This window comes from Streptomyces sp. NPDC020807 (genome assembly GCF_040641575.1).
In the GTDB taxonomy this organism is placed as follows: Bacteria; Actinomycetota; Actinomycetes; order Streptomycetales; family Streptomycetaceae; genus Streptomyces.
The window spans coordinates 82,157-102,951 of record NZ_JBFADU010000006.1; the positions used below are offsets into that span (position 1 = coordinate 82,157).

At 72.9% G+C, this 20,795-nt stretch carries 17 protein-coding genes; 4 read left to right on the plus strand and 13 right to left on the minus strand.

Going from position 1 to position 20,795, the window contains the following annotated elements; genetic code table 11:
- Nucleotides 1-153 precede the first annotated feature (153 nt).
- A complete protein-coding gene (locus AB0G79_RS12460) occupies nucleotides 154-1,809 on the plus strand; it encodes a rhamnogalacturonan lyase B N-terminal domain-containing protein (protein ID WP_360804493.1) in 1,656 nt (551 codons plus the stop codon).
- Between the two features lie 92 nt (nucleotides 1,810-1,901).
- Here the strand turns inward: AB0G79_RS12460 and AB0G79_RS12465 are convergent, their stop codons facing one another.
- The 13 genes from AB0G79_RS12465 to AB0G79_RS12525 form a co-directional block, all read right to left on the minus strand.
- Nucleotides 1,902-3,080: a pectate lyase gene (locus tag AB0G79_RS12465; protein WP_360804496.1), complete on the minus strand. Its 1,179-nt coding sequence runs from the start codon at nucleotides 3,078-3,080 to the stop codon at nucleotides 1,902-1,904.
- A gap of 50 nt (nucleotides 3,081-3,130) precedes the next feature.
- Nucleotides 3,131-4,267 (minus strand): pectinesterase family protein, encoded by a 1,137-nt coding sequence (locus tag AB0G79_RS12470; protein WP_360804499.1) that lies wholly within the window; start codon nucleotides 4,265-4,267, stop codon nucleotides 3,131-3,133.
- 97 nt (nucleotides 4,268-4,364) lie between these two features.
- Nucleotides 4,365-5,726, minus strand: a complete 1,362-nt coding sequence (locus AB0G79_RS12475) for a polysaccharide lyase family 1 protein (protein WP_360804502.1) — start codon at nucleotides 5,724-5,726, stop codon at nucleotides 4,365-4,367.
- A 2-nt stretch (nucleotides 5,727-5,728) separates the two neighbouring features.
- Nucleotides 5,729-6,556 carry a rhamnogalacturonan acetylesterase gene (locus tag AB0G79_RS12480; protein ID WP_360804505.1) on the minus strand — a complete coding sequence of 276 codons (828 nt, stop codon included), beginning with the start codon at nucleotides 6,554-6,556 and terminating at the stop codon, nucleotides 5,729-5,731.
- Nucleotides 6,553-7,893, minus strand: a complete 1,341-nt coding sequence (locus tag AB0G79_RS12485) for a sugar ABC transporter substrate-binding protein (RefSeq protein WP_360804508.1) — start codon at nucleotides 7,891-7,893, stop codon at nucleotides 6,553-6,555. The genes AB0G79_RS12480 and AB0G79_RS12485 overlap by 4 nt, the downstream gene beginning before the upstream one ends.
- A gap of 133 nt (nucleotides 7,894-8,026) precedes the next feature.
- Nucleotides 8,027-9,538, minus strand: a complete 1,512-nt coding sequence (locus AB0G79_RS12490) for a family 43 glycosylhydrolase (protein ID WP_360805147.1) — start codon at nucleotides 9,536-9,538, stop codon at nucleotides 8,027-8,029.
- A gap of 119 nt (nucleotides 9,539-9,657) precedes the next feature.
- On the minus strand, nucleotides 9,658-10,509 hold the full coding sequence (locus AB0G79_RS12495; RefSeq protein WP_360804511.1) for a PmoA family protein: 852 nt from the start codon (nucleotides 10,507-10,509) through the stop codon (nucleotides 9,658-9,660).
- Nucleotides 10,506-11,669 carry a Gfo/Idh/MocA family oxidoreductase gene (locus AB0G79_RS12500; protein ID WP_360804514.1) on the minus strand — a complete coding sequence of 388 codons (1,164 nt, stop codon included), beginning with the start codon at nucleotides 11,667-11,669 and terminating at the stop codon, nucleotides 10,506-10,508. Before AB0G79_RS12500 ends, AB0G79_RS12495 begins: the two co-directional genes overlap by 4 nt.
- A 47-nt stretch (nucleotides 11,670-11,716) precedes the next feature.
- Nucleotides 11,717-12,601, minus strand: a complete 885-nt coding sequence (locus tag AB0G79_RS12505; protein ID WP_360805150.1) for a carbohydrate ABC transporter permease — start codon at nucleotides 12,599-12,601, stop codon at nucleotides 11,717-11,719.
- A gap of 5 nt (nucleotides 12,602-12,606) precedes the next feature.
- A complete protein-coding gene (locus AB0G79_RS12510) occupies nucleotides 12,607-13,575 on the minus strand; it encodes a sugar ABC transporter permease (RefSeq protein ID WP_360804517.1) in 969 nt (322 codons plus the stop codon).
- A 126-nt stretch (nucleotides 13,576-13,701) separates the two neighbouring features.
- The gene (gene araD / locus AB0G79_RS12515) at nucleotides 13,702-15,513 is read right to left on the minus strand and encodes an L-arabinonate dehydratase (RefSeq protein WP_360804520.1); all 1,812 of its coding nucleotides are present in this window, start codon (nucleotides 15,511-15,513) and stop codon (nucleotides 13,702-13,704) included.
- Nucleotides 15,510-16,418, minus strand: coding sequence for a dihydrodipicolinate synthase family protein (locus AB0G79_RS12520; RefSeq protein WP_360804523.1), 909 nt, complete (start codon nucleotides 16,416-16,418; stop codon nucleotides 15,510-15,512). The genes araD and AB0G79_RS12520 overlap by 4 nt, the downstream gene beginning before the upstream one ends.
- A gap of 35 nt (nucleotides 16,419-16,453) precedes the next feature.
- Entirely contained in the window at nucleotides 16,454-17,104 is a 651-nt protein-coding gene (locus AB0G79_RS12525) for a GntR family transcriptional regulator (RefSeq protein ID WP_360804526.1), read from the minus strand.
- 161 nt (nucleotides 17,105-17,265) lie between these two features.
- On the opposite strand from AB0G79_RS12525, the gene AB0G79_RS12530 reads away from it, so the two are divergent.
- The 3 genes from AB0G79_RS12530 (at nucleotide 17,266) to AB0G79_RS12540 (ending at nucleotide 20,738) form a co-directional block, all read left to right on the plus strand.
- Entirely contained in the window at nucleotides 17,266-17,733 is a 468-nt protein-coding gene (locus tag AB0G79_RS12530; RefSeq protein ID WP_360804529.1) for a pyridoxamine 5'-phosphate oxidase family protein, read from the plus strand.
- A gap of 195 nt (nucleotides 17,734-17,928) precedes the next feature.
- Entirely contained in the window at nucleotides 17,929-20,319 is a 2,391-nt protein-coding gene (locus AB0G79_RS12535) for a glycoside hydrolase N-terminal domain-containing protein (RefSeq protein WP_360804532.1), read from the plus strand.
- Nucleotides 20,320-20,432: 113 nt separating this feature from the next.
- Nucleotides 20,433-20,738, plus strand: a complete 306-nt coding sequence (locus AB0G79_RS12540; protein ID WP_360804535.1) for an antibiotic biosynthesis monooxygenase — start codon at nucleotides 20,433-20,435, stop codon at nucleotides 20,736-20,738.
- Nucleotides 20,739-20,795: the final 57 nt, after the last annotated feature.

Sequence of the window (20,795 nt, forward strand, 5' to 3'; positions counted from 1 at the left end):
TGTGAAACGGTGCCCCGAGCCGTACGCGACACGGCTCGTCACCCGCTGGTTGAAACGATTCGGAAATTCCCGCGACACCCGGCAACCCTTCAAGGCTCCGCGGCGACCTACGGCTACCCACCCCCACGAGCCGCCCCACCAAGGAGCCGCACCATGCGTACCACCCCCTTCCGCCGCCGCACCCTCCTCGGGGCCGGCGCGGCCCTCGCCGCCACCGCCGCGCTCGCTCCCGGGACCGCCGCCGCGGCCGGCTTCGGCTGGAGCGACGACGGCACCCAGTACGTCGTCGACACCGGCGCCGGTCTCGTCCTCAAGGTCTCCAAGTCGACCGGCGACATCACCTCGCTCGTCTACAAGGGCAAGGAGTACGAGGGCTACGGCGGCAAGCACTCGCACGTCGAGTCCGGCCTCGGCGCGTCGACCGTCTCCCTCGCCCAGATCGGCTCGACCGTGCTCGTCACCGTCGTCCACGGCACGCTCCGCCACTACATCGCGGCCCGTTCGGGGCTCAACAACGTCTACCTGTGGACCGACAAGGCCGACACGTCGTTCACCGCGACCCGCTTCATCGCCCGCCTCAAGCCCGGGATCTTCCCCAACGAGGGCTCCGACTCCTGGGTGGAGGGTGCCGACACGGTCATCGAGGCCGGGGACGTCTGGCAGCGCGCCGACGGCCAGACCCGCTCGAAGCACTTCTCCGGCGTCCGCGTCATGGACTACGACCACGTCGGCTACACCACCGGCTCCGTCGGCCTCTGGATGGTCCGCTCGAACCACGAGAAGGCCTCCGGCGGCCCGTTCTACCGCTCGCTCCTCCGCCACTCCAACGAGCTCGGCGTCGGCCTGTACGAGATCCTCCACTACAACCAGTCCCAGACGGAGGCCATGCGCTTCGGCCTCCAGGGGCCGTACATGCTCTCCTTCACCGACGGCGGCACCCCCGACCCGGCGCTCTTCGCGGCCAACCACGACACGTCCTGGGTCGACGGGCTCTCCATCCCGAACTGGGTCGGGGCCGCCGGGCGCGGCCGGGTCGCGGGAGTCGGCCTCGCCGGCATGGACCCGGCCCACCCGTACACCGTCGGCTTCGCCAACGCCGACGCCCAGTACTGGACCCGCGCGACCCCCGGCACCGGCGCCTTCTCCTGCCGGGGCATGCTCCCGGGGACGTACACGCTCACCGTCTACAAGGGCGAACTCGCCGTCCACACCGCCACGGTGACCGTCACCGCCGGCACCGCGACCGCCCTGCACACGATCGCGCTCGTCAACGACCCGGCTTCCGCGCCCGCGATCTGGCGGATCGGCACCTGGGACGGCACCCCCGGCGGCTTCAAGAACGCCGCCCTCATGACGTACGCCCACCCCGCCGACGTCCGGGCGGCGGCCTGGACCGGGAACGTCGTCGTGGAGGGCGGTGGCGCCCCGGCCGCCTTCCCCTGCTACCTCTGGAAGGACGTCAACGACGGCGTCCTCGTCTACTTCCGGCTCACCGCCGCCCAGGCCGCCGCCGCGCACACCCTGCGGATCGGCGTCACGACGGCCTTCCTCAACGGGCGGCCGCAGGTCACCGTCAACGACTGGGTCTCCGCGATCCCGTCGCCGCCGACGCAGCCCTCGACCCGCTCCCTCACCAACGGCTCCTACCGGGGCAACAACCACACGTTCACGTACGTGGTCCCGGCGAGCGCGTGGAAGACGGACCCGAGCCAGTACAACGTGCTCCGGCTGAACGTCGTCAGCGGCTCCACCGGGACCGGGTTCCTCAGCCCGGGGACGGCGATCGACTGCCTCGACCTGCTCGTCTGAGCGGATCGAGGCGGTCGGCGCGGTGACGTAGGTCCGTCTGTCGCCGGTCAGTTCGCCGTCGGTGAGGTCGTCGTGGGTCAGGTCGTCGTCGGTCAGTTCATCGTCGAGCCGATCGTCGTCGACCCGGTCGTCAGGAACGTCGTCGCGGGGAGCGAACCGTCCGCCTTCCTCGCCCCGTACGCGCTGGTCGCGTCCGTGGACAGGAAGGCGGGCGTCGCGATGCCCGCGTCCCAGTTGTTCCCCTGGGAGACGACCGAGGCGCCGGCGGCCACCGAACCGCCGCCGTTGGAGACGGCGAGGTTCTTGCCGAGGCGGGCGGCGCCCGTCGCGAAGTAGTACCCCTTGTTCCCGTTGGCGTACGCGGTCGTCCGGTTGACGACGATCGCTCCCTTGTTGCTGTTCTCGGTGAAGCCGTTGCCCGCGTTGCCCCAGGCGGCGGAGTTGTTGACGACGTGGGCGACGACCTCGCCGTCCCCGCCCAGTTTGTAGCCGTTGCCGTCGCCCGCGAACGCGCTGTCCGACCAGCGGTTCTTCCCGTTCCCGTACGCCCAGCTGTGCTCGATCGTCAGCGGGCTCGACCACGACCACAGGTCGAGGCCGTCGTCGGAGTTGTCGAACAGCCGGGCCCCGGTGATCAGGTTGCCGGTGCCCGAGCCGAACTTCACCGCGATGCCGTCGGCGTTCTCGCCGTGGGTGGCCGCGTCGTAGTGGCCGTACGAGTCGAGGTTGCGGACGGTGTTGCCGTTCGTGCCGTCGCCGGTGAGCGTGAAGCCGGAGTCGCCGCCGTTGATCGTCCTGATCCGGTTCCACTGCGTCCCCGTGCAGGAGGTGCAGACGACCGCGCTGTCCGGGGAGTTCTGGAAGGTGAGGTCGGAGACCGTCCAGTAGTCGGCCGTCAGCTTGAAGATCCACGAGCCGGCCGGGAGCCGCGAGCCGTCGATGCGGACCGTCTCCGTGCCGTACGGGCGCAGCTGGACCGGTGCCGACGCGGTGCCGTTCGCCGTCGACTGGAGGGTGGAGGTGGGGTAGTACGTGCCGCCGCGGATCTGGATGACGGTGCCGGGAGCGGCGTTCCTCACCGCGGTGATCAGGTCGGCGGCCGTCGAGACGGTGACGGTGGCGGCCTGCGCCGGGGCCGCGGCGGCGGCCAGACCGGCGCTCGCGGCCAGGACGGAGAGGACGAGGAAGGCACCCTTGGTACGGGTGGTGCCCTTGGTACGGGTGGTGCCGTTAGTACGGACGGTGCTCCTGAGGCGTGTGGTACGAGACATGACGTGCGGGTCCTCTCGTGCGTCTTGTGTGGGGGGGAGTACGGGGGCCGCTAGGCGACCGGTGAGCACGGCTCCCAGTCGCCGAGGTACGCCGCCCGGTTCACGGCGTCCGCCTCGGCCCCTGTGAGTTGCGGCCGGTTCTCCGGGACGCTGATCGCGGCGCCCCTGCCGGTGTTGCGGTACTCGGCGAAGCGCTGCGCCTGCCACGGGTGGACGTCCCGCATGTTCGCGTACGGGGCGACCGCGTCGATGCCGGCGGACAGCACGCTGTCGCGGACCACGAGCGACGGCCGCGCGGTGGGGTCCGAGCCCGGGACCCAGGGCCTGGCCAGCTTGTAGAAGCCGTCGGGCGCCTCGCTCGTGACGCGGGAGCGGGAGACCAGGAAGCCGTGCGGGTTGGCGACCGCCGTCGACGGCGCGAAGACGAATCCGTACGGGGCACCCGCGAGGTCCGTGCGGACGAGCGTGCGGAAGTGGCAGTGCTCGAAGACCGCGCGGGCGCGGCCGAAGACGAAGTCGACGTCCCCCTCGACGTAGCAGTGGGCGTAGTACTGCCGGGCGAAGTGCCCGAGGGACATCGAGTCCGCGTACAGGGTGTCCTGGTGGCCGAGGAACCGGCAGTGGAAGAACGCCGAGCGGTCGCCCTGCGCCTTCAGCGCCACGGCCTGGGTGCCCGGGTTGCCCGGCAGGTCGGTGCGGAGGAAGTCGTTGGCGAAGGTCACCGCGTGGGCCGTGAAGCCGTCGGCCTGGAGGGTGGTGGTCGCCGAGCCGGAGGTGCCGTAGGTGCCCCCCTCGGGGCGCGGTGTTCCGGCCGCGTTGTCGTGGACGACGACGACGTCCTTCGGGTCGCCGGTCGCGCCGATCCAGGTCATGTCCTTGCGGGCGGCCGTGACGACGACCGTCTCGCGGTAGGTGCCCGGGGCGAGGACCAGGGTCCGGCCCGTGCCGCTCGCCGCGCTCACGGCGGCCTGCACGGTGGTGTGGTCACCGAGGCCGCCGGGGTGGACGTACAGGGTGCGGTCGGTGAGGCGCGCGGCGGGGGAACCGAAGGTGCCGAAAGGACGTTCGTCGGCCGACGCGTGCGCCGTGGCGGTCGGCAGCCCGAGGCCGAGGGCGGCGCCGAGTCCGGCGCCGAGACCGGCGGTGAGGACCGATCGACGGGAGGGGGAGGGGTGCTGCGAGGGCATGCGGGTGCTCCTTCGCTGAAGCGGGGGGGGGGAGGGCATGGGAAAGGTGGCCGGGGCGGGCGCGTGGACAACCCCGGCCACCTTCCGTTCGGGGGTGTCAGCGCAGGCGGCCGGCGCCCGCGCGGTGGTCGACGAGGGCGGGGACGGCCCGCGGGTGGTCGACGCGGGTGCGCAGCACGGGCGTCCAGCCCGCGTCGCCGCGCAGGACCTCGGCGGGGTACTGCTCGTTGTGGACGGCGAGCAGGTCGACGGGAGCGCCGTTGACGTAGTTGCCGGTGGTCGTGACCGGCGCGTCCTTCCACTTCTTGAGGATCTTCCCGGCGGGGACGTCCGCGTCGAGCGTGAAGGCGTTCTTCTCGGCGACGAGCTGGGATTCGATGCCGATCCCCAGGCTGTAGACGTACGGGGCCGCGCCGCCGGCCACCACGAAGTGGTTGTTGTACGCGTCGACCTGGCCGAACCGCACCCGGGGCGCCCGCTCCACGACCTTGTCGAAGAGGTTGTGGTGCAGGGTGACGCGGAGCTTGCCCCGGTCGGTGGCGCCCGCGCTGTCGCTGTTGCCGATCATCAGGGTCTTGTCGTGGTCGGTGAAGACGTTCCACGAGGCCGTGACGAGGTCCGCGCCGCGGACGACGTCGAGCTCGCCGTCGTGCTGCTGGTAGACCTCGCCGTAGTAGGAGGGCAGCGAACTGTCCGGGTGGGCGCCGTCGGTGAAGGTGTTGTGGTCGATCCAGACGTGCGTGGAGCCGTACACGACGAGGCTGTCGTACTCGGAGTTCCAGGCGCCCGTCGGGCCGTCCTTCGGGTCCCACTGCGGGAAGCAGTCGAGCGGGCTCTCCAGGGTCAGGTTGCGCACGATGACGTTGTCGACGCCCTGGACCTGGAGGCTGCCGCCGGTGATCCCGGCGTGCCGGCCGACGCCCACGACGGTCGTGTTGGCGGGCACCTTCGCCTTGATGGCGAGGGCCTGCGCGGTGGCGGAGGCGATGCGCAGGGTCTCCTGCGGGCCGCTGACGGCGTTCTTGTACCCCCAGACGTCCGGGTGGAAGTCGGCGAGGTACTGGTCGAAGTCGTAGCCCGGGGCCTCGAAGGCCGCGCAGCCGTCGGCGGTCGCGTCCAGCGTGCCGACGACCCTCACGATCCGGGGTTCGGTGCCGGGCACGGCGAGCGCGGCCCGGAACTCCTCCCAGGTGGTGACGGTGAAGACCCGGGAGGCCTCGGCGGCGGAACCGCCGGTGGTGCCGGCGCCGTCGGAGGCCCAGCCGTCACCGGCGGGGAGCGTGGCGCGGGCGGGGTCGGCGGTCCACCCGGCGGTGCCGGCGGCGAACGCGCCGGCGGCGGAGAGGTCGGCGGCGTCGGTGGCGGGCAGGCCGTCGGCGGACGCGCCCGCGGCGGGCGCGGTGACCGTCAGGACGAGGGCGGTCGCGGCCACCACTCCGAGCTTCGTGCGTCGGTTCACGGTCAGGTCTCCTCGGGAACGGGCCAGGTGATCCGGTCGGTGGGGATGTCGTCGTCCAGGCGCCGCGTCTCGCGCGGCGCCAGGACCTCCGTACGGAGCAGCTCGGAGGCCACGAGGCGGGCCACCTCGATCGCCCCGGGCGGGTTGAAGTGCGTGTTGTCCTGCTCGGTCGCGGTCCAGTTGAAGTACGTCTTCGTGGCCTCGGGTCCGAGCCGCTGCCACAGCGCGAGGGACAGCGCCTCGACGTCGAGCAGCGGGACGTCCGACTCGGCGGCGGTCGCCCGCATCGCGGCCGGGTACTCGCCGTGGGTGCGCAGGGCCGTGCCGTCCGCGGCGAACTTCCGCCGCTCCACGGAGGTGGCGAGCACGGGCAGCGCCCCGCGGGAGCGCGCGGCCTCGACGAAGACCCGCAGGTTGTCCCGGTAGGCGCCCCAGGGAGCGGCGTACCGGGTGGGGTCGGCGCTCTTGGAGTCGTTGTGGCCGAACTGGACCAGGAGCACGTCGCCGGGCCGGACGTCCGGCAGGAGGGCGTCGAGCCGCCCCTCGTCGAGGAAGCTCTTGGTGCTGCGGCCGTTGACGGCGTGGTTGGCGACCGTCAGTTCCCTGTGCAGGAAGAAGGGGAGCGCCATGCCCCAGCCGGTCTCGGGCGCGGCGTCGGCGTACTTCTGCGCGGCGGTCGAGTCCCCGGCGACGAAGAGCGTACGGCCCCGGGGCCGCCCGACGGACCCGGTGGTCCCGGTGGTTGCGGCGGCGCGGGCGGCCGGCGCCCCGGCCAGGGCGAGCGCGAGGCCCGCCCCGGCCGTGACCACCGCGCGGCGGCCGACGCTCACTTCTGCTGTTCCTTCCACTCGGCCTGGGCCGCGTTCAGCTGCTCGGCGAGGCCGTCGAGGAACTCCTTGGCGGTGGACTTGCCGAGGAGGACCTTCTGGAATCCGGCCTCGTTGTCCGCCTTGGAGATGTTGTTCCAGTCGGGCAGGTAGTACGGCAGCTGCACGATGGTCGTCTTGTCGCTGGAGAGGACGCCGGCGGCGAGCTTGGTCGGCTCGGCCTCCTGGAGCCACGCGTCCTGCGCGGCCTCGGTGTTGGCGGGGATCGCACCGGCCGACTTGTTCCACTTGCTGTTGGACTCGTGCGAGGCGGCGAACTCGATGAACTTCCAGGCGGCGGCCTTGTTCTTGGAGGAGGAGAAGAGGCCGAGGCCGTCGACCGGGTTCGAGACCTGCACGCGGGTGCCGTCGTCGAGGGTCGGGTTCGGTATGCCCCGGAACTTCTCGGTGCCGAGCGCCTTCACGTGGTCCTGGTACGAGCCCAGGTTGTGGTTCAGCATGCCGATCTCGCCGCTGTCCCACTGCGCGACCATCTTGGTGAAGTCGTTGTTGACGTCGGCGGCCGGGGTGTTCTTCTTGAACAGGCCCGCGTACTTCTCCAGGGCCGCCACGTTCTTCGGGTCGTTGACGGTGGTCTTGTCGCCGTTCCAGAAGCTGGTGATGCCGCTCTGGCCGTACATCGCGTCGAGGGCCTGGGCGATGGACCCGGCGCCGCCGCGGATCGTGTAGCCGAAACGGTTCTTGTCCTTCTGCGTCAGCTTGTCGGCCGCCGCGTAGAACGCCGACCAGGTGCTGGGCTCGGGCAGCCCGGCCGCCTTGAAGAGGTCGGTGCGGTAGTAGAGCACGCCGTTGCTGGCGGAGGTGGGGACGGTGAACAGCTTGCCCTGGCCGCCGGCCGCCCTGACGCTGTCGACCATGCCGGCGTTCAGCTTCCCCTTGAGCGCCCCGCCCTCGATCCGCTCGTCCAGCGGCTCCAGGGCGTTCTGCGCGGCGATCCCGGCCAGCATGGCCGCGCCGACGCCGCCGACGTCCGGCAGGCCGCCGCCCTGGATGGCGGTGTCGTACTTCGACTGGACCTCCTTGGAGGCCACCCCGACGTACTCGACGTCGATGTCCGGGTTGGCCTTCTCGAAGTCCGCGATGATCTCCTTCCAGACGTCGGTGCGGACACCGCCGTTGTTGTCCCAGAAGGTGATCTTGCCCTGGCCCGATCCCTCCGTGCCCTTCTCGCCGCCCGCGCCGCTGCCGTCGTCACCGCAGGCGGTGGCGGTCAGGGCGAGGACACCGGTGAGGGCGAGGGAGGCGGCGGCTCTGCGCCGTCCGCCGGTGAAGATGGTCATCGTCGGCTCTCTTCTGTGAGGTACCCGGGGATGGGGATGGGGATGGAGGTGCTGGAGGTGGAGGTGGTGCGGGTGGGGGGCTACAGGTGGGGGTCGTACGGGTGGGGGCGGTCGTGCGTGGGCGGACGCGCGTTCACGACGTGACGCGGAAGTCCGAGAACACGCCCGTCCCGGCGTGTCCCGCGCCCTCCGGCGCCCCGGCGAAAAGGCCGATCAGCGCGCCGACCCAGCGCCAGGGGGTGGCGGCGAACTCCTGCCCCAGGGCGACCCGTTCGCCGGTCGAGGGGTCCGTGTACGAGAAGCGGCAGCGCGCGTCCCCTGTGACCTCGATCCGCAGGCGGACCCGGTCACCGGCGAGCGGACGGGCGTGCGCCGCGTCCCGTTCGCGCTCCGCCGTGGCGGGGGCGAAGCGGTGGGTCAGCAGGACCGTTCCGTCCGGCTGTCGTTCCAGGCCGGTCCACGCGTAGGCGTCGCCGAGGACGACGAGTCCCGCGCGGGCTCCGGCCGCCGCGCCGTCGAGCCGCAGCCCGACCTCGACCGCGCACCCCCCGGCCGGAAGTCGCTGGGTGAGGACGTGCGGCACGGTCCGCAGGTCGTCGAGGCGGCCCGTACGGACACACCTGAGGCGCAGGCCGTCACCCTCGTGGGGGCCGGTCCAGCCCTCGCCCGGGTTGGCGGTCCACTGCCACTGCGGCCCGAACCGTCCGCCCGGGAAGGCGTCGTCGGCCGCCGGGCGCGAGCGCGGCGCCTCCGGCAGGTCCGGCTTGCGGTGGACGCGGACGGGCGCGCCCCGGTCGCCGAGCACGGGCCAGCCGTCGCGGCCCCAGCGCATCGGCTGGAGGTGCACGATCCTGCCGTACGCCCCCGCCTGCTGGAAGTGCAGGAACCAGTCCTCGCCCCGTTGGGTGCGCACCCAGCCGCCCTGGTGGGGGCCGTTGACGTCGGTGTCGCCCTGCGCGAGGACGGTCCGCTCCTCGTACGGGCCGAAGAAGGACCGCGAGCGGAAGGCGCCCTGCCAGCCGGTCGCCACGCCGCCGGCCGGGGCGAGGATCCAGAACCAGCCGTCCTGGCGGTAGAGCTTGGGGCCCTCCAGGGTGAACCAGCCCGGGATCAGGTCGGCGTCGACGATCACCCGGCCCTCGTCGAGCACCTTCGAGCCGTCGGGGCTCATCCGGTGGCCGACGAGCCGGTTGTTGACCCCTGCGCGGGACCTGGCGAGGGCGTGCACGAGGTACGCCTCGCCGGTCTCCTCGTCCCACAGTGGACAGGCGTCGATGAGTCCGAGCCCGGACTTCACCAGGTGCGGAGCCGTCCAGGGTCCTTCGACCGCGGGGGCGTTGACCTGGAAGATCCCGTGGTCGGGATCGCCCCAGAAGATCCAGAACCGGCCGTCGTGGTGCCGCAGCGACGGCGCCCACACGCCCCGGTCGTGCCGGGGCTCGGCGAACGCCGCGGCCGGTTCGAGCCGCTCCAGGGCGTGGCCGACCAGCGTCCAGTTGACGAGGTCGCGGGAGTGCAGGAGAGGGAGCCCCGGGGCGCGGCCGAAGCTGGAGGCGGTGAGGTAGTAGTCCTCGCCGACCCGGAGGACGTCGGGGTCGGACCAGTCGGCGGCGAGGACGGGGTTGCGGTAGGTCCCGTCGCCCAGGTCGCCCGTGAGCCCGGCCGGGGCACGGCTCACGACGTCCCGGTTCACGACGCCCCCGTCCGAGACGCCCCGGTTCACGACGTCCCCGTTCACGACGTCCCCGTTCACGACGTCCCCGTTCACGACGCCCCCGCTTTGCGGACCAGGGCCGCCGCGCCCGACCGGTCGAGCCGTCCGTCGGCGACCACGGTCACCACCCGCCGGACGAAGGTCTCACCGGCGGCCACCGGAAGCCGCCCGTCGAAGGCGAGCGAGGAGCCGACGCCCGGGTACTCGGCGGCGCGGACGAACCACGGGTCGCGCCGGGTCGCCTCGGTCGCCCCGGCGAAGACGAGCGTCCAGCCCTCGCCCGCGAGCGCCACCCACTCGGACCGGGAGCCGTGGACCGCCTCCTCGCCCTCCGCGCCCTCGTCCGCGCCGAACACCTCGGGCACGCCCGGTTCCTTGGGCGCCCGCCAGAAGAAGCCGCCGTACGCGGCCCCGGGCCGGCCGTTGGTCGCCGGGCTGCCGATCGACAGGTCGCGGCCCGACACGTTGGTGAGGGAGAAGGTGAGGTCGAGCGCCCAGGCGGTGTCCGTGAGGGCGCGGGCCGCCACGGTGCGGTGCTCGCGCAGCAGCCGCTCGCCGCCCGCCGTCCAGGTCAGCTCCTCGACGAAGCCGTCCGGGTCGCACAGCTTGAACCCGTCGTGCCGCTGCACGCCGTGGTTGTCGAGTGCGACCGGTCCCCGGTCCCGCACGTAGGTGCGCCCGCCCCAGAAGTTGTGACCGGCGACGTCGGGGACGGCGATCCCGGCCCCCAGGTGGTGCGGGTGGTCCGCGGGCACGGTCTCGGTCACGACCCGTCCGGCGAGGGTGGTCACCGGGTGCAGGGAGGGCCGGGGGGAGTGGTCGAGGGCCAGCTCGGGCCGGGTGGTGTAGCGGGCGACGGTACGGCCCGCGCAGCGCAGCAGCGTCGGCGGCCCGGCGGTCATCGGGACACCGCCCGCTCCGACGGTGCCCAGACGGCGCCGAGTTCGGAGTACAGCTTCAGCTGGTCGGCGCTGGCGTCGACGAGGGCGTCGATGCCGTCGACGACCCGGCGCGGGGCGCTCTCGCCCGGCTCGGTGCGCCAGTACCCGGCGGGGATCTCCCGCGGGTCCGGGGCCGTACGGACCGCCTCGACGACCCGCATGAACGCGCCGGTCGCCGCCGGCGGCACCCACAGCGGCGACCCGACCGTCACGTGGGCGACGAGGTTGCCCAGCAGGTCGGTCCGCCCGTACTCCGTCTCGACCGGGCCGTGCCCGGCCCGCTGCACGAGCACCCGGTCCTGCCGGTACCAGAAGGTGATCCGGCCGCGGCTGCCGTGCACGACGACGTACGGCTCCCCGGACCGCTCGGCGCAGAGGGTGGCCGCGACCGTCACCGGTGTACCGCCCGTGGTCACCACCCGTACGCAGGAGGTGTCGTCGGACTCGATCGCGTTGGCGTGCAGCAGCTCCGTCTCGACGCGGTCGACGTCTTCGGCGCGGGTCGTGCCGGCGAGGGCGAGCGCGGTGGCGACGGCGTGCGCCAGGGGGTTGGTGAGCGCCCCGTCGACGACGTCCGCGCCGTGGAGCCTGCGGTGCCCGGCCCAGGGCGCGCGCCGGAAGTAGGCCTCGTCGCGGACCCAGGCACCGGCGGCGCCGACGCCGGTGAGCTCGCCGATGGCGCCGTCCTCGACCATCCGGCGGATCGCGGGCACGGCATGGGAGCCGAGCGACTGGAAGCCGATCTGGCAGGCCACCCCGGCGGCCTCGACCCCGTCGGCCATCCGCCGGAACTCCGCGTACGACGGGGCCGGCGGCTTCTCCAGGAGGACGTGGGCGCCGTGCCGGGCCGCGGTGAGGGTCATGTCCGTGTGGGTCTGGATGGGGGTGGAGAGGACGGCGATCCGGGCGCCGGTGGAGGCGAGGAGCGCCGCGAAGTCGGAGGACTGCTCGGGGTCCCCGATGCCGTCGAGCTCTTCCGCGTCGAGCGGGCGGAGCTCGCAGACGCCGGCGAGGCGCACGAGCCCCAGCTCTTCGAGGCGGCGGATGTTGAGGAGGTGGCTGCGGCCGTGGCCGCGGGCACCGGCGAGGACGACGGGCAGCGGGGTGGGTGCGGTGCTCATGGGATCCCTGTTCGTGACGTCGCTTGTCTTCGGGGCGGAGGGGTGGTTCATCCCTTCACCGCCCCGGCGCTGAAGCCCGTGACCAGCCACTTCTGGATGAAGCCGAAGACGATGACGACGGGTACGGCGGCGATGACCCCGCCCGCGGCGAGCGCGCCGAGGTCGACGCTGTCGGCGCCCATGAGGGTGTTGAGGCCGACCGGGATCGTCTGCTTGGTCTGGCTGCTGAGGAACATCAGGGCGAAGAGGAAGTGGTTCCAGGCGTGGACGAAGGCGAACGAGCCGACGGCGACGAGACCCGGCCGCAGGAGGGGCAGGACGACGATCCGGAAGGCGTGGAACCGGTTGCATCCGTCGACCCAGGCCGCCTCTTCCAGGGAGTACGGCACGTTCCTGATGAAGCCGCTGATCAGGATCATGGACAGCGGGAGCTGGAAGACGGTCTCGGCGATGATGACGGAGCCGAGCGAGTTGATCATCCGCAGCTCGGCGAAGATCTGGAAGAGCGGTACGAGGAGCAGGGCGCCCGGCACGAACTGCGAGCAGAGCAGGGCCAGCATGAAGCCCTTCTTGATCCTGAAGTCGAAGCGGGCCAGGGCGTATCCGCCGGCCAGTGCGACGACCGTCGTCATCACGAGGACCGCGACGCCGATGAGGAGGCTGTTCTGGAAGAAGACGCCGAAGCTGCGCTCCGTCCACACCTTCTCGAAGTGGGCGGTGGTCATCGGCCAGGGCAGCAGCGAGGTGGAGCCGGCCGGGCGGACCGCGAAGAGCAGGATCCAGTAGAAGGGGACGAGGGTGAAGACGAGGTAGATCCCGAGGGGCAGGTAGATCTGCCAGCGGGGGACCTCGTCCCAGGCCCTGCGGCGCTCGGCGGACGCGGGGGCGGGGGACGGAGCCGGGGCCGCGGGGGCGGCGGGCGGGGTGGTCACGGCGGTCACTTGCCGTCGCCTCCGAACTTGCTCAGGCGCAGATAGACCATCGAGCAGAAGAGAAGGATCACGAACGCCACCGTGGTGAGGGCGGAGGCGTATCCGAAGTCGTGCGCGTCGACGCTGGTGTGGGCGATGTACAGCGGGAGGGTGGTGGTCTCGCCCGCCGGACCGCCGCCGGTCAGCGTGTAGAGCAGGTCGACGTTGTTGAACTCCCACACCGCTCGCAGCAGGGTGGAGAGGACGATCGCGTCCCGGATGTGGGGGAGCGTGATGTGCAGGAACTGGCGGATCCGGCCCGCCCCGTCGACCTCGGCAGCCTCGTACAGGTCCTTCGGCACGGACTGGAGGTCGGCGAGGATGAGGATGGCGAAGAAGGGCACTCCGCGCCAGAGGTCGGCGACGATCGCGGCCGAGAAGACCGTCGAGGTGTCGGAGAGCAGCGAGGTGCCGTACTCGCCGACGCCCAGGTCCGCCAGGTAACGCGTGATGCCGGTCTGGGAGTTGTAGAGCAGCACCCAGATCGCCGAGGTGAGCACGCCCGAGACCGCCCACGGCGAGAAGACGAGGGCCCGGCCGAGGGCGCGGCCGACGAAGGTCTGGTTCACGATCAGCGCGAGGCCGAGACCGAAGAGCAGCTGGAGGGTGACCTCGACCGCGACCCACTGGAAGCTGAAGGAGAGCGTCCCCCAGAAGTGCGGGTCCTCGGTGAAGATCTCGGTGAAGTTCTCCAGGCCGGCGAAGCCGTTCCGCCAGGGTTTGGTGGGGTTGTAGTGCTGGAGGCTGTAGTAGAAGACGCTGAGCACCGGGTAGGCGATGAAGCCCAGCATCAGCAGTCCGGCCGGGGCGATCAGGAGATACGGCAGTCGGCGGGGCGTGGCTCCCGTGCGGCGGCGGCTCCGTGCCGTGGCGGCCCGGGGCGGTGCGGCCTCGGGCGGCGCGGCCGGGGGCGGTGAGGTCACAGCTGAGGCCATGACGGCGGCTCCGTTCTCGGTGAAGCGCTTCGCGAACGACGTTCGAAATTTCGGACAGGGTGGATCGGGGCGGGGAACGCCCGTGGCGGGGAAGGGGTGCGGTGGCGGGGAAGGGCGCGGGCGGACTCAGCCCGCGTACGGATCGGGGGTCGTCCCCGGCCTGGCGAGGAACGCGAAGTCGCAGCCGGTGTCGGCCTGGGAGATCTGCTCCATGTAGAGCGCGCCGTAGCCGCGCTCGTACCGCTCCGGCGGGGGTGTCCAGGCGGCCCGGCGGCGGTCCAGCTCCTCGTCCGTGACGTGCAGGTGGAGGGAGCGGGCCGTGACGTCGAGAGTGATCGTATCGCCCGTCCTCACGAGGGCAAGGGGTCCGCCGACGTGGGATTCCGGCGCCACGTGCAGCACGCACGCCCCGTAACTCGTCCCGCTCATCCGGGCGTCCGAGATGCGCACCATGTCCTTCACCCCCTGCTCCAGGAGGTACGCGGGGATCGGCAGCATCCCGTACTCCGGCATCCCGGGCCCGCCCTTCGGGCCCGCGCCGCGCAGCACGAGCACGTGGTCGGCGGTGATCCCGAGCGACGGGTCGTCGATCGTCCGCTGCATGGTCCGGTAGTCGTCGAAGACGACCGCGGGACCCGTGTGCTTCAGGAGCTTCGGGTCGGCCGCGATGTGCTTGATGACCGCGCCGTCCGGGCACAGGTTCCCGCGCAGCACCGCGACCCCGCCCTCGGCGGCCAGGGGCCTCGAACGCTCCCGGATCACCTCGTCGTCGTGCACCAGGGCGCCGGCCAGCTGCTCGCGCAGGGTGTCGTGGGAGACCGTCGGCCGGTCCAGGTGCAGCACGTCCGTCAGACGCGAGAGGAAGCCCGGCATCCCGCCGGCGAAGTGGAAGTCCTCCATGAGGAACCGGCCACCGGGCCGCAGGTTCGCGAGCACCGGGACGGTCCGCGCGATCCGGTCGAAGTCGTCGAGCGTCAGCTTCACCCCGGAACGGCCGGCCATCGCGATGAGGTGGATCACCGCGTTCGTCGAGCCGCCCAGCGCGAGCACCGCGGCGACCGCGTCCTCGTACGCCTCCCGGGTCAGCAGCCGCGACAGCCGCAGGTCCCGCCGTACGAGCTCCACGATCCGCAGCCCCGAGGCGGCGGCCATCCGGTCGTGGCCCGAGTCCACCGCCGGTACGGAGGAGGCGCCCGGCACGGTCACGCCGAGGGTCTCGGCGGCGGCCGTCAGCGTGGACGCCGTGCCCATCGTCATGCAGTGGCCGGGGGAGCGGGCGAGCCCGCTCTCCAGCTCGGCCATCTCGCAGTCCCCGATGCGCCCGGCCCGCTTCTCGTCCCAGTACTTCCACATGTCCGTGCCGGAGCCGAGGGTCTCGCCCCGCCAGTGCCCCGGCAGCATCGGACCGGCCGGCACGAAGACCGTCGGAAGGTCGACCGAGGCGGCGCCCATGAGCAGCGCGGGCGTCGTCTTGTCGCAGCCGCCCATCAGGACGGCCCCGTCCACCGGGTACGAGCGGAGCAGCTCCTCCGTCTCCAGGGCGAGGAGGTTGCGGTAGAGCATCGGCGTCGGCTTCTGGAAGGTCTCCGACAGCGTGGACACCGGGAACTCCAGCGGGAAGCCGCCGGCCTGCCACACCCCGCGCTTCACGGCCTGCGCGCGGTCGCGCAGGTGGACGTGGCAGGGGTTGATGTCGGACCAGGTGTTGAGGATCGCGACGACCGGCTTGCCGAGGTGCTCCTCGGGCAGGTAGCCGAGCTGGCGGGTGCGGGCGCGGTGGCTGAACGAGCGGAGGCCGTCGGTGCCGTACCACTGGTGGCTGCGCAGCTCCTTCCGGTCCCGCTCCGCCCGGTCCCGCTCCGCCCGGTCCCGCTCCGCCCGGTCCCGCCCCGTGAGGTCCTGGTCTGTGAGGTCCTGGTCCGTGAGGTCCTGGCTCATACCGGCCACCCGGCGGCTATCGCGGCGACCTCGGCCCGCTCGGACTCGGGGAGTTCGCGGCTCGGCGGCCGGATGTCGCGGCGGCACAGGCCGAGCGAGGCGAGGGCCTCCTTGACCACCGTCACGTTGTCGGCGCTGCCGTTCGCCGCGCGCAGCTCCTCGAAGCGGCGGATCCGCTCCCACACCTTCATCGCGGTCGGGTAGTCCCCGGCCCGCAGGGCGCGCAGCATCTCCTGGGAGAGCGCGGGGGCCACGTTGACGAGACCGGAGGTGAAGCCGGTCGCGCCGCTCGCGAAGTAGGAGGGGGCGTACGGCTCCGCGAGGCCCGCGACCCACACGAAGCGGTCGAGGCCCGCGTCCCGGGCGAACGCGGCGAACCGGGAGGCGTCCGGGACGGCGTACTTCACGCCGATGACGTTCGGGCAGGCGGCGCCGAGTTCGGCGAGCCGGGCCCCGCTCAGGAGCGGGTTGCGGATGTAGGGGACGACCCCGAGCTCCGGCACGGCCTCGGCGATGGCCCGGTGGTAGTCGACCCAGCCGCTCTCGGAGACGTACGGGTGGACGGGCTGGTGCACCATCACCATGTGCGCGCCCGTGGCGCGGGCGTGCCGGGCGGCCTCGACGGCGGTGGGCACGTCGTGGCCGACGCCGACCAGGATCGAGGCGCGGTCCGCCGCCTCCTCGACGGTCGCCTCGGTGAGCGAGCGGCGCTCCTCGGGCGTGAGGGCGTAGAACTCGCCGGTGTTGCCGTTCGGGGTCAGGGTGCGCACCCCGCCGTCCAACAGGCGGCGCAGCAGCGCGCGGTGGGCCGCGGTGTCGATCGAGCTGTCCTCGGCGAACGGGGTGACCGGGATGGCGACGATGTCGGCGAGGGCGAGCCTCAGGGTCGCGAAGTCCATGTCCATGAGGGGTTCCGCTGTGTGGGTTCGGGTCACGTGGCTCACTCGCTGTTCAGGGGGGAGTGGGGGAAGGCGCGCTCCACGAAGGACGCGATGTGGTCGTGCACGGCCCGGCCGGCGCCCTCGACGTCGCCGGCGGCGGCGAGCCGCAGGATCACCTCGTGCTCGGCGGCCTCGCGCTCCCAGGAGGGGACGGCGGCCCAGGCGACCGTGGAGACCAGGGCGGCCTGGTCGCGGACCTCGTCGAGCATCCGGCCGAGCAGCGGGTTGCCGCAGGGCAGGTAGAGCGCGCGGTGGAACTCCCGGTTGGCCAGGGACCGTTCGGCGGGGTCCTCGGCCGCGGCGGCCCGGTGCAGCGCCTCGTGCGCCGCGTCGAGCGGGGCGCCGGAGGCGACGGCCCGGCGGACCGCCTCGGGCTCCAGGAGCAGGCGTACGTCGTAGACCGCGCGGGCCATGTCCGCGTCGACCATCCGGACCGTGACGCCCTTGTACTGGCTCATCACCACGAGCCCGCTGCCCGCGAGGGTCTTGAGCGCCTCGCGGACGGGGGTCTTCGACACCCCGAAGCGCGCGGCGAGTTCGGTCTCCACGAGCGCCTGTCCCGGGGTGAGGCCTCCGGTCAGGATGTCGTGCTTGATGGCTTCCAGGACGTATTGCGTGCGGGAGGGGATGGGGCTGGGGGCGAAGGCCATGGAGCACTCTCAGATCTCGTGTATCGCGTCTCATATATGACGTACGAAGTGCAACGGGCATGAAGTTAGGGGGGCGTTCGTGTTTCGTCAATGCTTCGCGCAAGCGCTTTCTAAAAGAAGCGGGTGAAGGGGAGGGCGTCCGGCTCAGTAGGGTCGGGGCCATGACGATCATGGAACAGCAGCCGCGCGACCCCGCCCGGCGCAAGCGTGACGTGCTGGCCCGCCTGGAGCGGGAGCTCGACATCTGGGTGGCCTCGGCGGACCCCGAGGGCGGGCCGTACCTGGTCCCCCTGTCGTTCCTCTGGGACGGCACCGACCTGTGGCTCGTGACCCGGTCGACCAACCCCACCGGCCTGAACCTCGCCGCCGACGGGCGGGCGCGGCTCGCGCTGGGGGACACCCGGGACGTGGTGCTCCTGGACGGCGAGGTCACCACGTACACCTCCCAGGAGGTCCCGCCCGAGGCGGCCGACGCCTTCCACGCGAAGACCGGCTGGGACGCGCGCGGCTCCGGACCCGCGTACCGCTGGTACCGCGTCCGCCCGACCGCCGTACAGGCCTGGCACGAGGAACCCGAACTGGCGGGGCGGCACCTCATGCGGGACGGGGTGTGGGCGGCCGGGACGTGACGTGACCCGGGCGTGACGGGCGCGGCGCCTCGGCGGTGCGGGTCCCCGCCGGCGGGAAGCACCCGGCGGGTTCACGGCCGTCGGCGGTCTTCCGGCCGTCGGCTACCTTCCGGTCGTCGGCAACCTTCCGGCCGTCGGCGGCGACAGAGACGTAGCCACCCGTCCCGAGGTGCAGAAGACGGAAGGGGAAGCGCCGTGACGCACGGAACCTGGGAGCCCGGACCCGCCGCCCGCTGGGAGGACGCCTTCCTCGCCGGGAACGGGCGCCACGGGGCCATGGTCCACGGAGACCCCGAGGACGACACGGTGGTCGTCACCCACCACACCCTCGTCCGCCCGCACGACGCCGACGCCGACACCGCCCCGCCACGGCTCGCCGCCGCGCTCCCCGCCCTCCAGGACGCCCTGCTCGCCGGGGACACGGCCGCGGCGGAGCGCTTCACCGACGGCCGTCCGCTCCACTGGATCCGGCCCTTCCACCCGGCGTTCCGGACCCGGGTGCGGAGAAGGCCGTCCGGTGCCCCGGCGGCGCCCGTGCGCCGGTCCGTGGACTTCGCCACCGGCCTGGTCGCCGCGGTCTGCGGCGACCGCCGCAGCGAGGTCTTCGTGTCCCGCGCCGACGACGTCCTCGTCCAGTACGTCTCCGCTCCCGGCGCGGTCGTGGAGATCGACCTCGACCACCGGCTCCCCGGCGTCCCCGCCGAGCTGGGCGCCGGCCGCGGCGTCGCGACCGGCCGCGACGGGACCCTCCTCACCCTCCGCGTCCGCTACCCCGCCAGCCGCCTCGGCTACACCGGCCACACCCTCGTCCTCACCGACACCGGCCGCACCACGGTCACGGCGGGCGGCATACGGGTCGAGGGCGCCGGGCACCTGCTGCTCCTCACCCGCGTGCGGGCGTACGAGGGCGAGCCCGACACCGGGGCGGAGGACGCCGCGCTCCGGGCCCTGGTCGCGGGGTTCGGCGGAGCGGAGAGGGGTGGGGCGGGCGCCGCAGACGGGACGGGCCGTGCGGGCTCCACGGGCTCCACTGGCCACTCTGACGCCGCAGGACCCACCGCCGGTGCCGTGGGCCTCACCGCCGGTGCCGGGGCCGGACCCGTCGATCCCGTCCGCCTCCACGCCCGTCTGCTCGCTCGGCACACCGCGCTCCACGGGCCGGCCTACGGACGGGTCGCCCTCGACCTCGGTGCCGATCCCGCCGAACGGGCCCTGCCCGGTTCGGCACTGCTCCGTCGCCCGGGCAGCCCCGCCCTCCTGGAGCGCCTCTTCGCCGCGGGCCGCTACCACCTCCTCTCCTCCTCCGGACTCCTGCCGCCCCGGCTCACCGGGCTCTGGACCGGGGAGTGGGACACGGCCTGGTCGGGCGGCTTCACGACCGACGCCAACCTCAACCTCCAGACGGCCTCGGCCGTGGCCGCGGACCTCCCGGAGGTCGTGGCCGCCCACAAGGCGCTGATCCAGGGCCAGTCGGGGGACTGGCGGGACAACGCCCGGGAGATCTTCGGAGCCCGGGGGATCGTCGCCCCCGCCCACACGGACGGCATGACCGGGCACGCGTACCACTTCAGCCGCGAGTACCCGCTCCACCTGTGGACCGCGGGGGCCGACTGGCTGCTCGTCCCGCTCCTCGAAGAGGCGGAGGCGAGCGGCCGAGGGGACGCCGACGTCGACGCGCTCGTCGCCGAAGTCGCCCTCTTCTACGAGGACTTCCTCACCCGCGTCGACGGACCCGGCCCCGGCCGCGAGAAACGCCTCGCCGTCGTGCCCTCCTACTCGCCGGAGAACCGTCCGCGCGGCGGGAGTTGGGGCGCGGTGGACGCCACGATGGACATCGCCGCCGCCCGCCACGCCCTCGGCGCCGCCGCCGACCGCGCCCCCGCGCCGGACGCCGCGCGGCTCCGCGCGCTCGCGGACCGGCTCCCGCCCTACCGGGTCAACGACGACGGGGCGCTCGCCGAGTGGGCGCGGCCGGAGTTCGGCGACCGGTACGACCACCGGCACCTCAGCCACCTCTACCCCGTCTGGCCGCTGGGCGAGATCACCCCGTACGACACCCCCGTCCTCGCCGCGGCGGCCCGCCGCGCCCTCGAACTCCGGGGCAGTGAGAACGACTCGGCGCACGGCCACCTCCACCACGGCCTGGTCGCCGCCCGGTTGGGCGACGCGAAGCGCACCGAGGGCGCGCTCGCCCGGGTCCTCGCGGGGGACTACTTCCACGACTCCCTCATGAGCGCGCACTATCCGGGGCGCGACGTGTACAACGCCGACGCCGCCCACGCCCTGCCCGCGCTCCTGATCGAGTCGCTCGTCCAGTCGGCGCCGGGACGGCTCGTCCTGCTTCCCGCGCCGCCGGCGCGCTGTCCGCGCGGACGTCTCACCGGCGTGCGGACCCGGTTCGGCGCCCGGGTCGACCTGACCTGGACGCCGGGGGCGTACCACGCGCTCCTCAGGCCGGAGAGGGACGCGCGGATCGAGCTCCGCACTCCGTCGGGGGTGCGGCGGATCGCGCTGCGGGCGGGTGAGGAGTGCTCGGTCGGTTCGTCCCCCGGCTCGCTCGGCTCGCTTGGCCCCTTTGGCTCGTGACCTCGACCCATCAAGGGATACTGAACCGTTCGGTCTTGACGGTGAACTGGTCGGTGTAGTTTAGTTCTTGACGGGGCGGCAGCGGTCGCCGGGTGACGCGAGGAGGCGGAGAGATGTTCGCTGTGGTGTACCGGTGGCGGGTGCGTCCGGGCCGGGAGCAGCTGCTCATCGACGGGTGGCACCGGGTGACCGAGGCGATCCACGCGGAGTGCGGCAGCTACGGCTCCCGCCTCCACAGGGCGGACGACGACACGTGGGTGGCGTACGCCCGCTGGCCCGACCGGGAGACCCGCGAGAAGTGCGGCACCCCCGACCCCGAGGGCGAGGCGATGATGCGCGAGGCCATCGCCGAGTACTTCCCCGAGACGCGACTCACGCTCGTCGACGACCTGCTCGCCGAGCCCGCTCGCGTCGGCTGAGGAGCGGGGCGGCCGAAGGCCCCGGGACGGCCGAAAGGTACGTGCCGGCCGAGGGGC

Coding starts and splice junctions, on each gene's coding strand:
- AB0G79_RS12510 (WP_360804517.1), bottom strand. CDS start 13,575: ATGGCCTCAGCTGTGACCTCACCGCCCCCGGCCGCGCCGCCCGAGGCC.
- AB0G79_RS12530 (WP_360804529.1), top strand. CDS start 17,266: ATGACGATCATGGAACAGCAGCCGCGCGACCCCGCCCGGCGCAAGCGT.
- AB0G79_RS12525 (WP_360804526.1), bottom strand. CDS start 17,104: ATGGCCTTCGCCCCCAGCCCCATCCCCTCCCGCACGCAATACGTCCTG.
- AB0G79_RS12500 (WP_360804514.1), bottom strand. CDS start 11,669: ATGAGCACCGCACCCACCCCGCTGCCCGTCGTCCTCGCCGGTGCCCGC.
- AB0G79_RS12465 (WP_360804496.1), bottom strand. CDS start 3,080: ATGTCTCGTACCACACGCCTCAGGAGCACCGTCCGTACTAACGGCACC.
- AB0G79_RS12470 (WP_360804499.1), bottom strand. CDS start 4,267: ATGCCCTCGCAGCACCCCTCCCCCTCCCGTCGATCGGTCCTCACCGCC.
- AB0G79_RS12485 (WP_360804508.1), bottom strand. CDS start 7,893: ATGACCATCTTCACCGGCGGACGGCGCAGAGCCGCCGCCTCCCTCGCC.
- AB0G79_RS12495 (WP_360804511.1), bottom strand. CDS start 10,509: ATGACCGCCGGGCCGCCGACGCTGCTGCGCTGCGCGGGCCGTACCGTC.
- AB0G79_RS12540 (WP_360804535.1), top strand. CDS start 20,433: ATGTTCGCTGTGGTGTACCGGTGGCGGGTGCGTCCGGGCCGGGAGCAG.
- AB0G79_RS12460 (WP_360804493.1), top strand. CDS start 154: ATGCGTACCACCCCCTTCCGCCGCCGCACCCTCCTCGGGGCCGGCGCG.
- araD (WP_360804520.1), bottom strand. CDS start 15,513: ATGAGCCAGGACCTCACGGACCAGGACCTCACAGACCAGGACCTCACG.
- AB0G79_RS12520 (WP_360804523.1), bottom strand. CDS start 16,418: ATGGACATGGACTTCGCGACCCTGAGGCTCGCCCTCGCCGACATCGTC.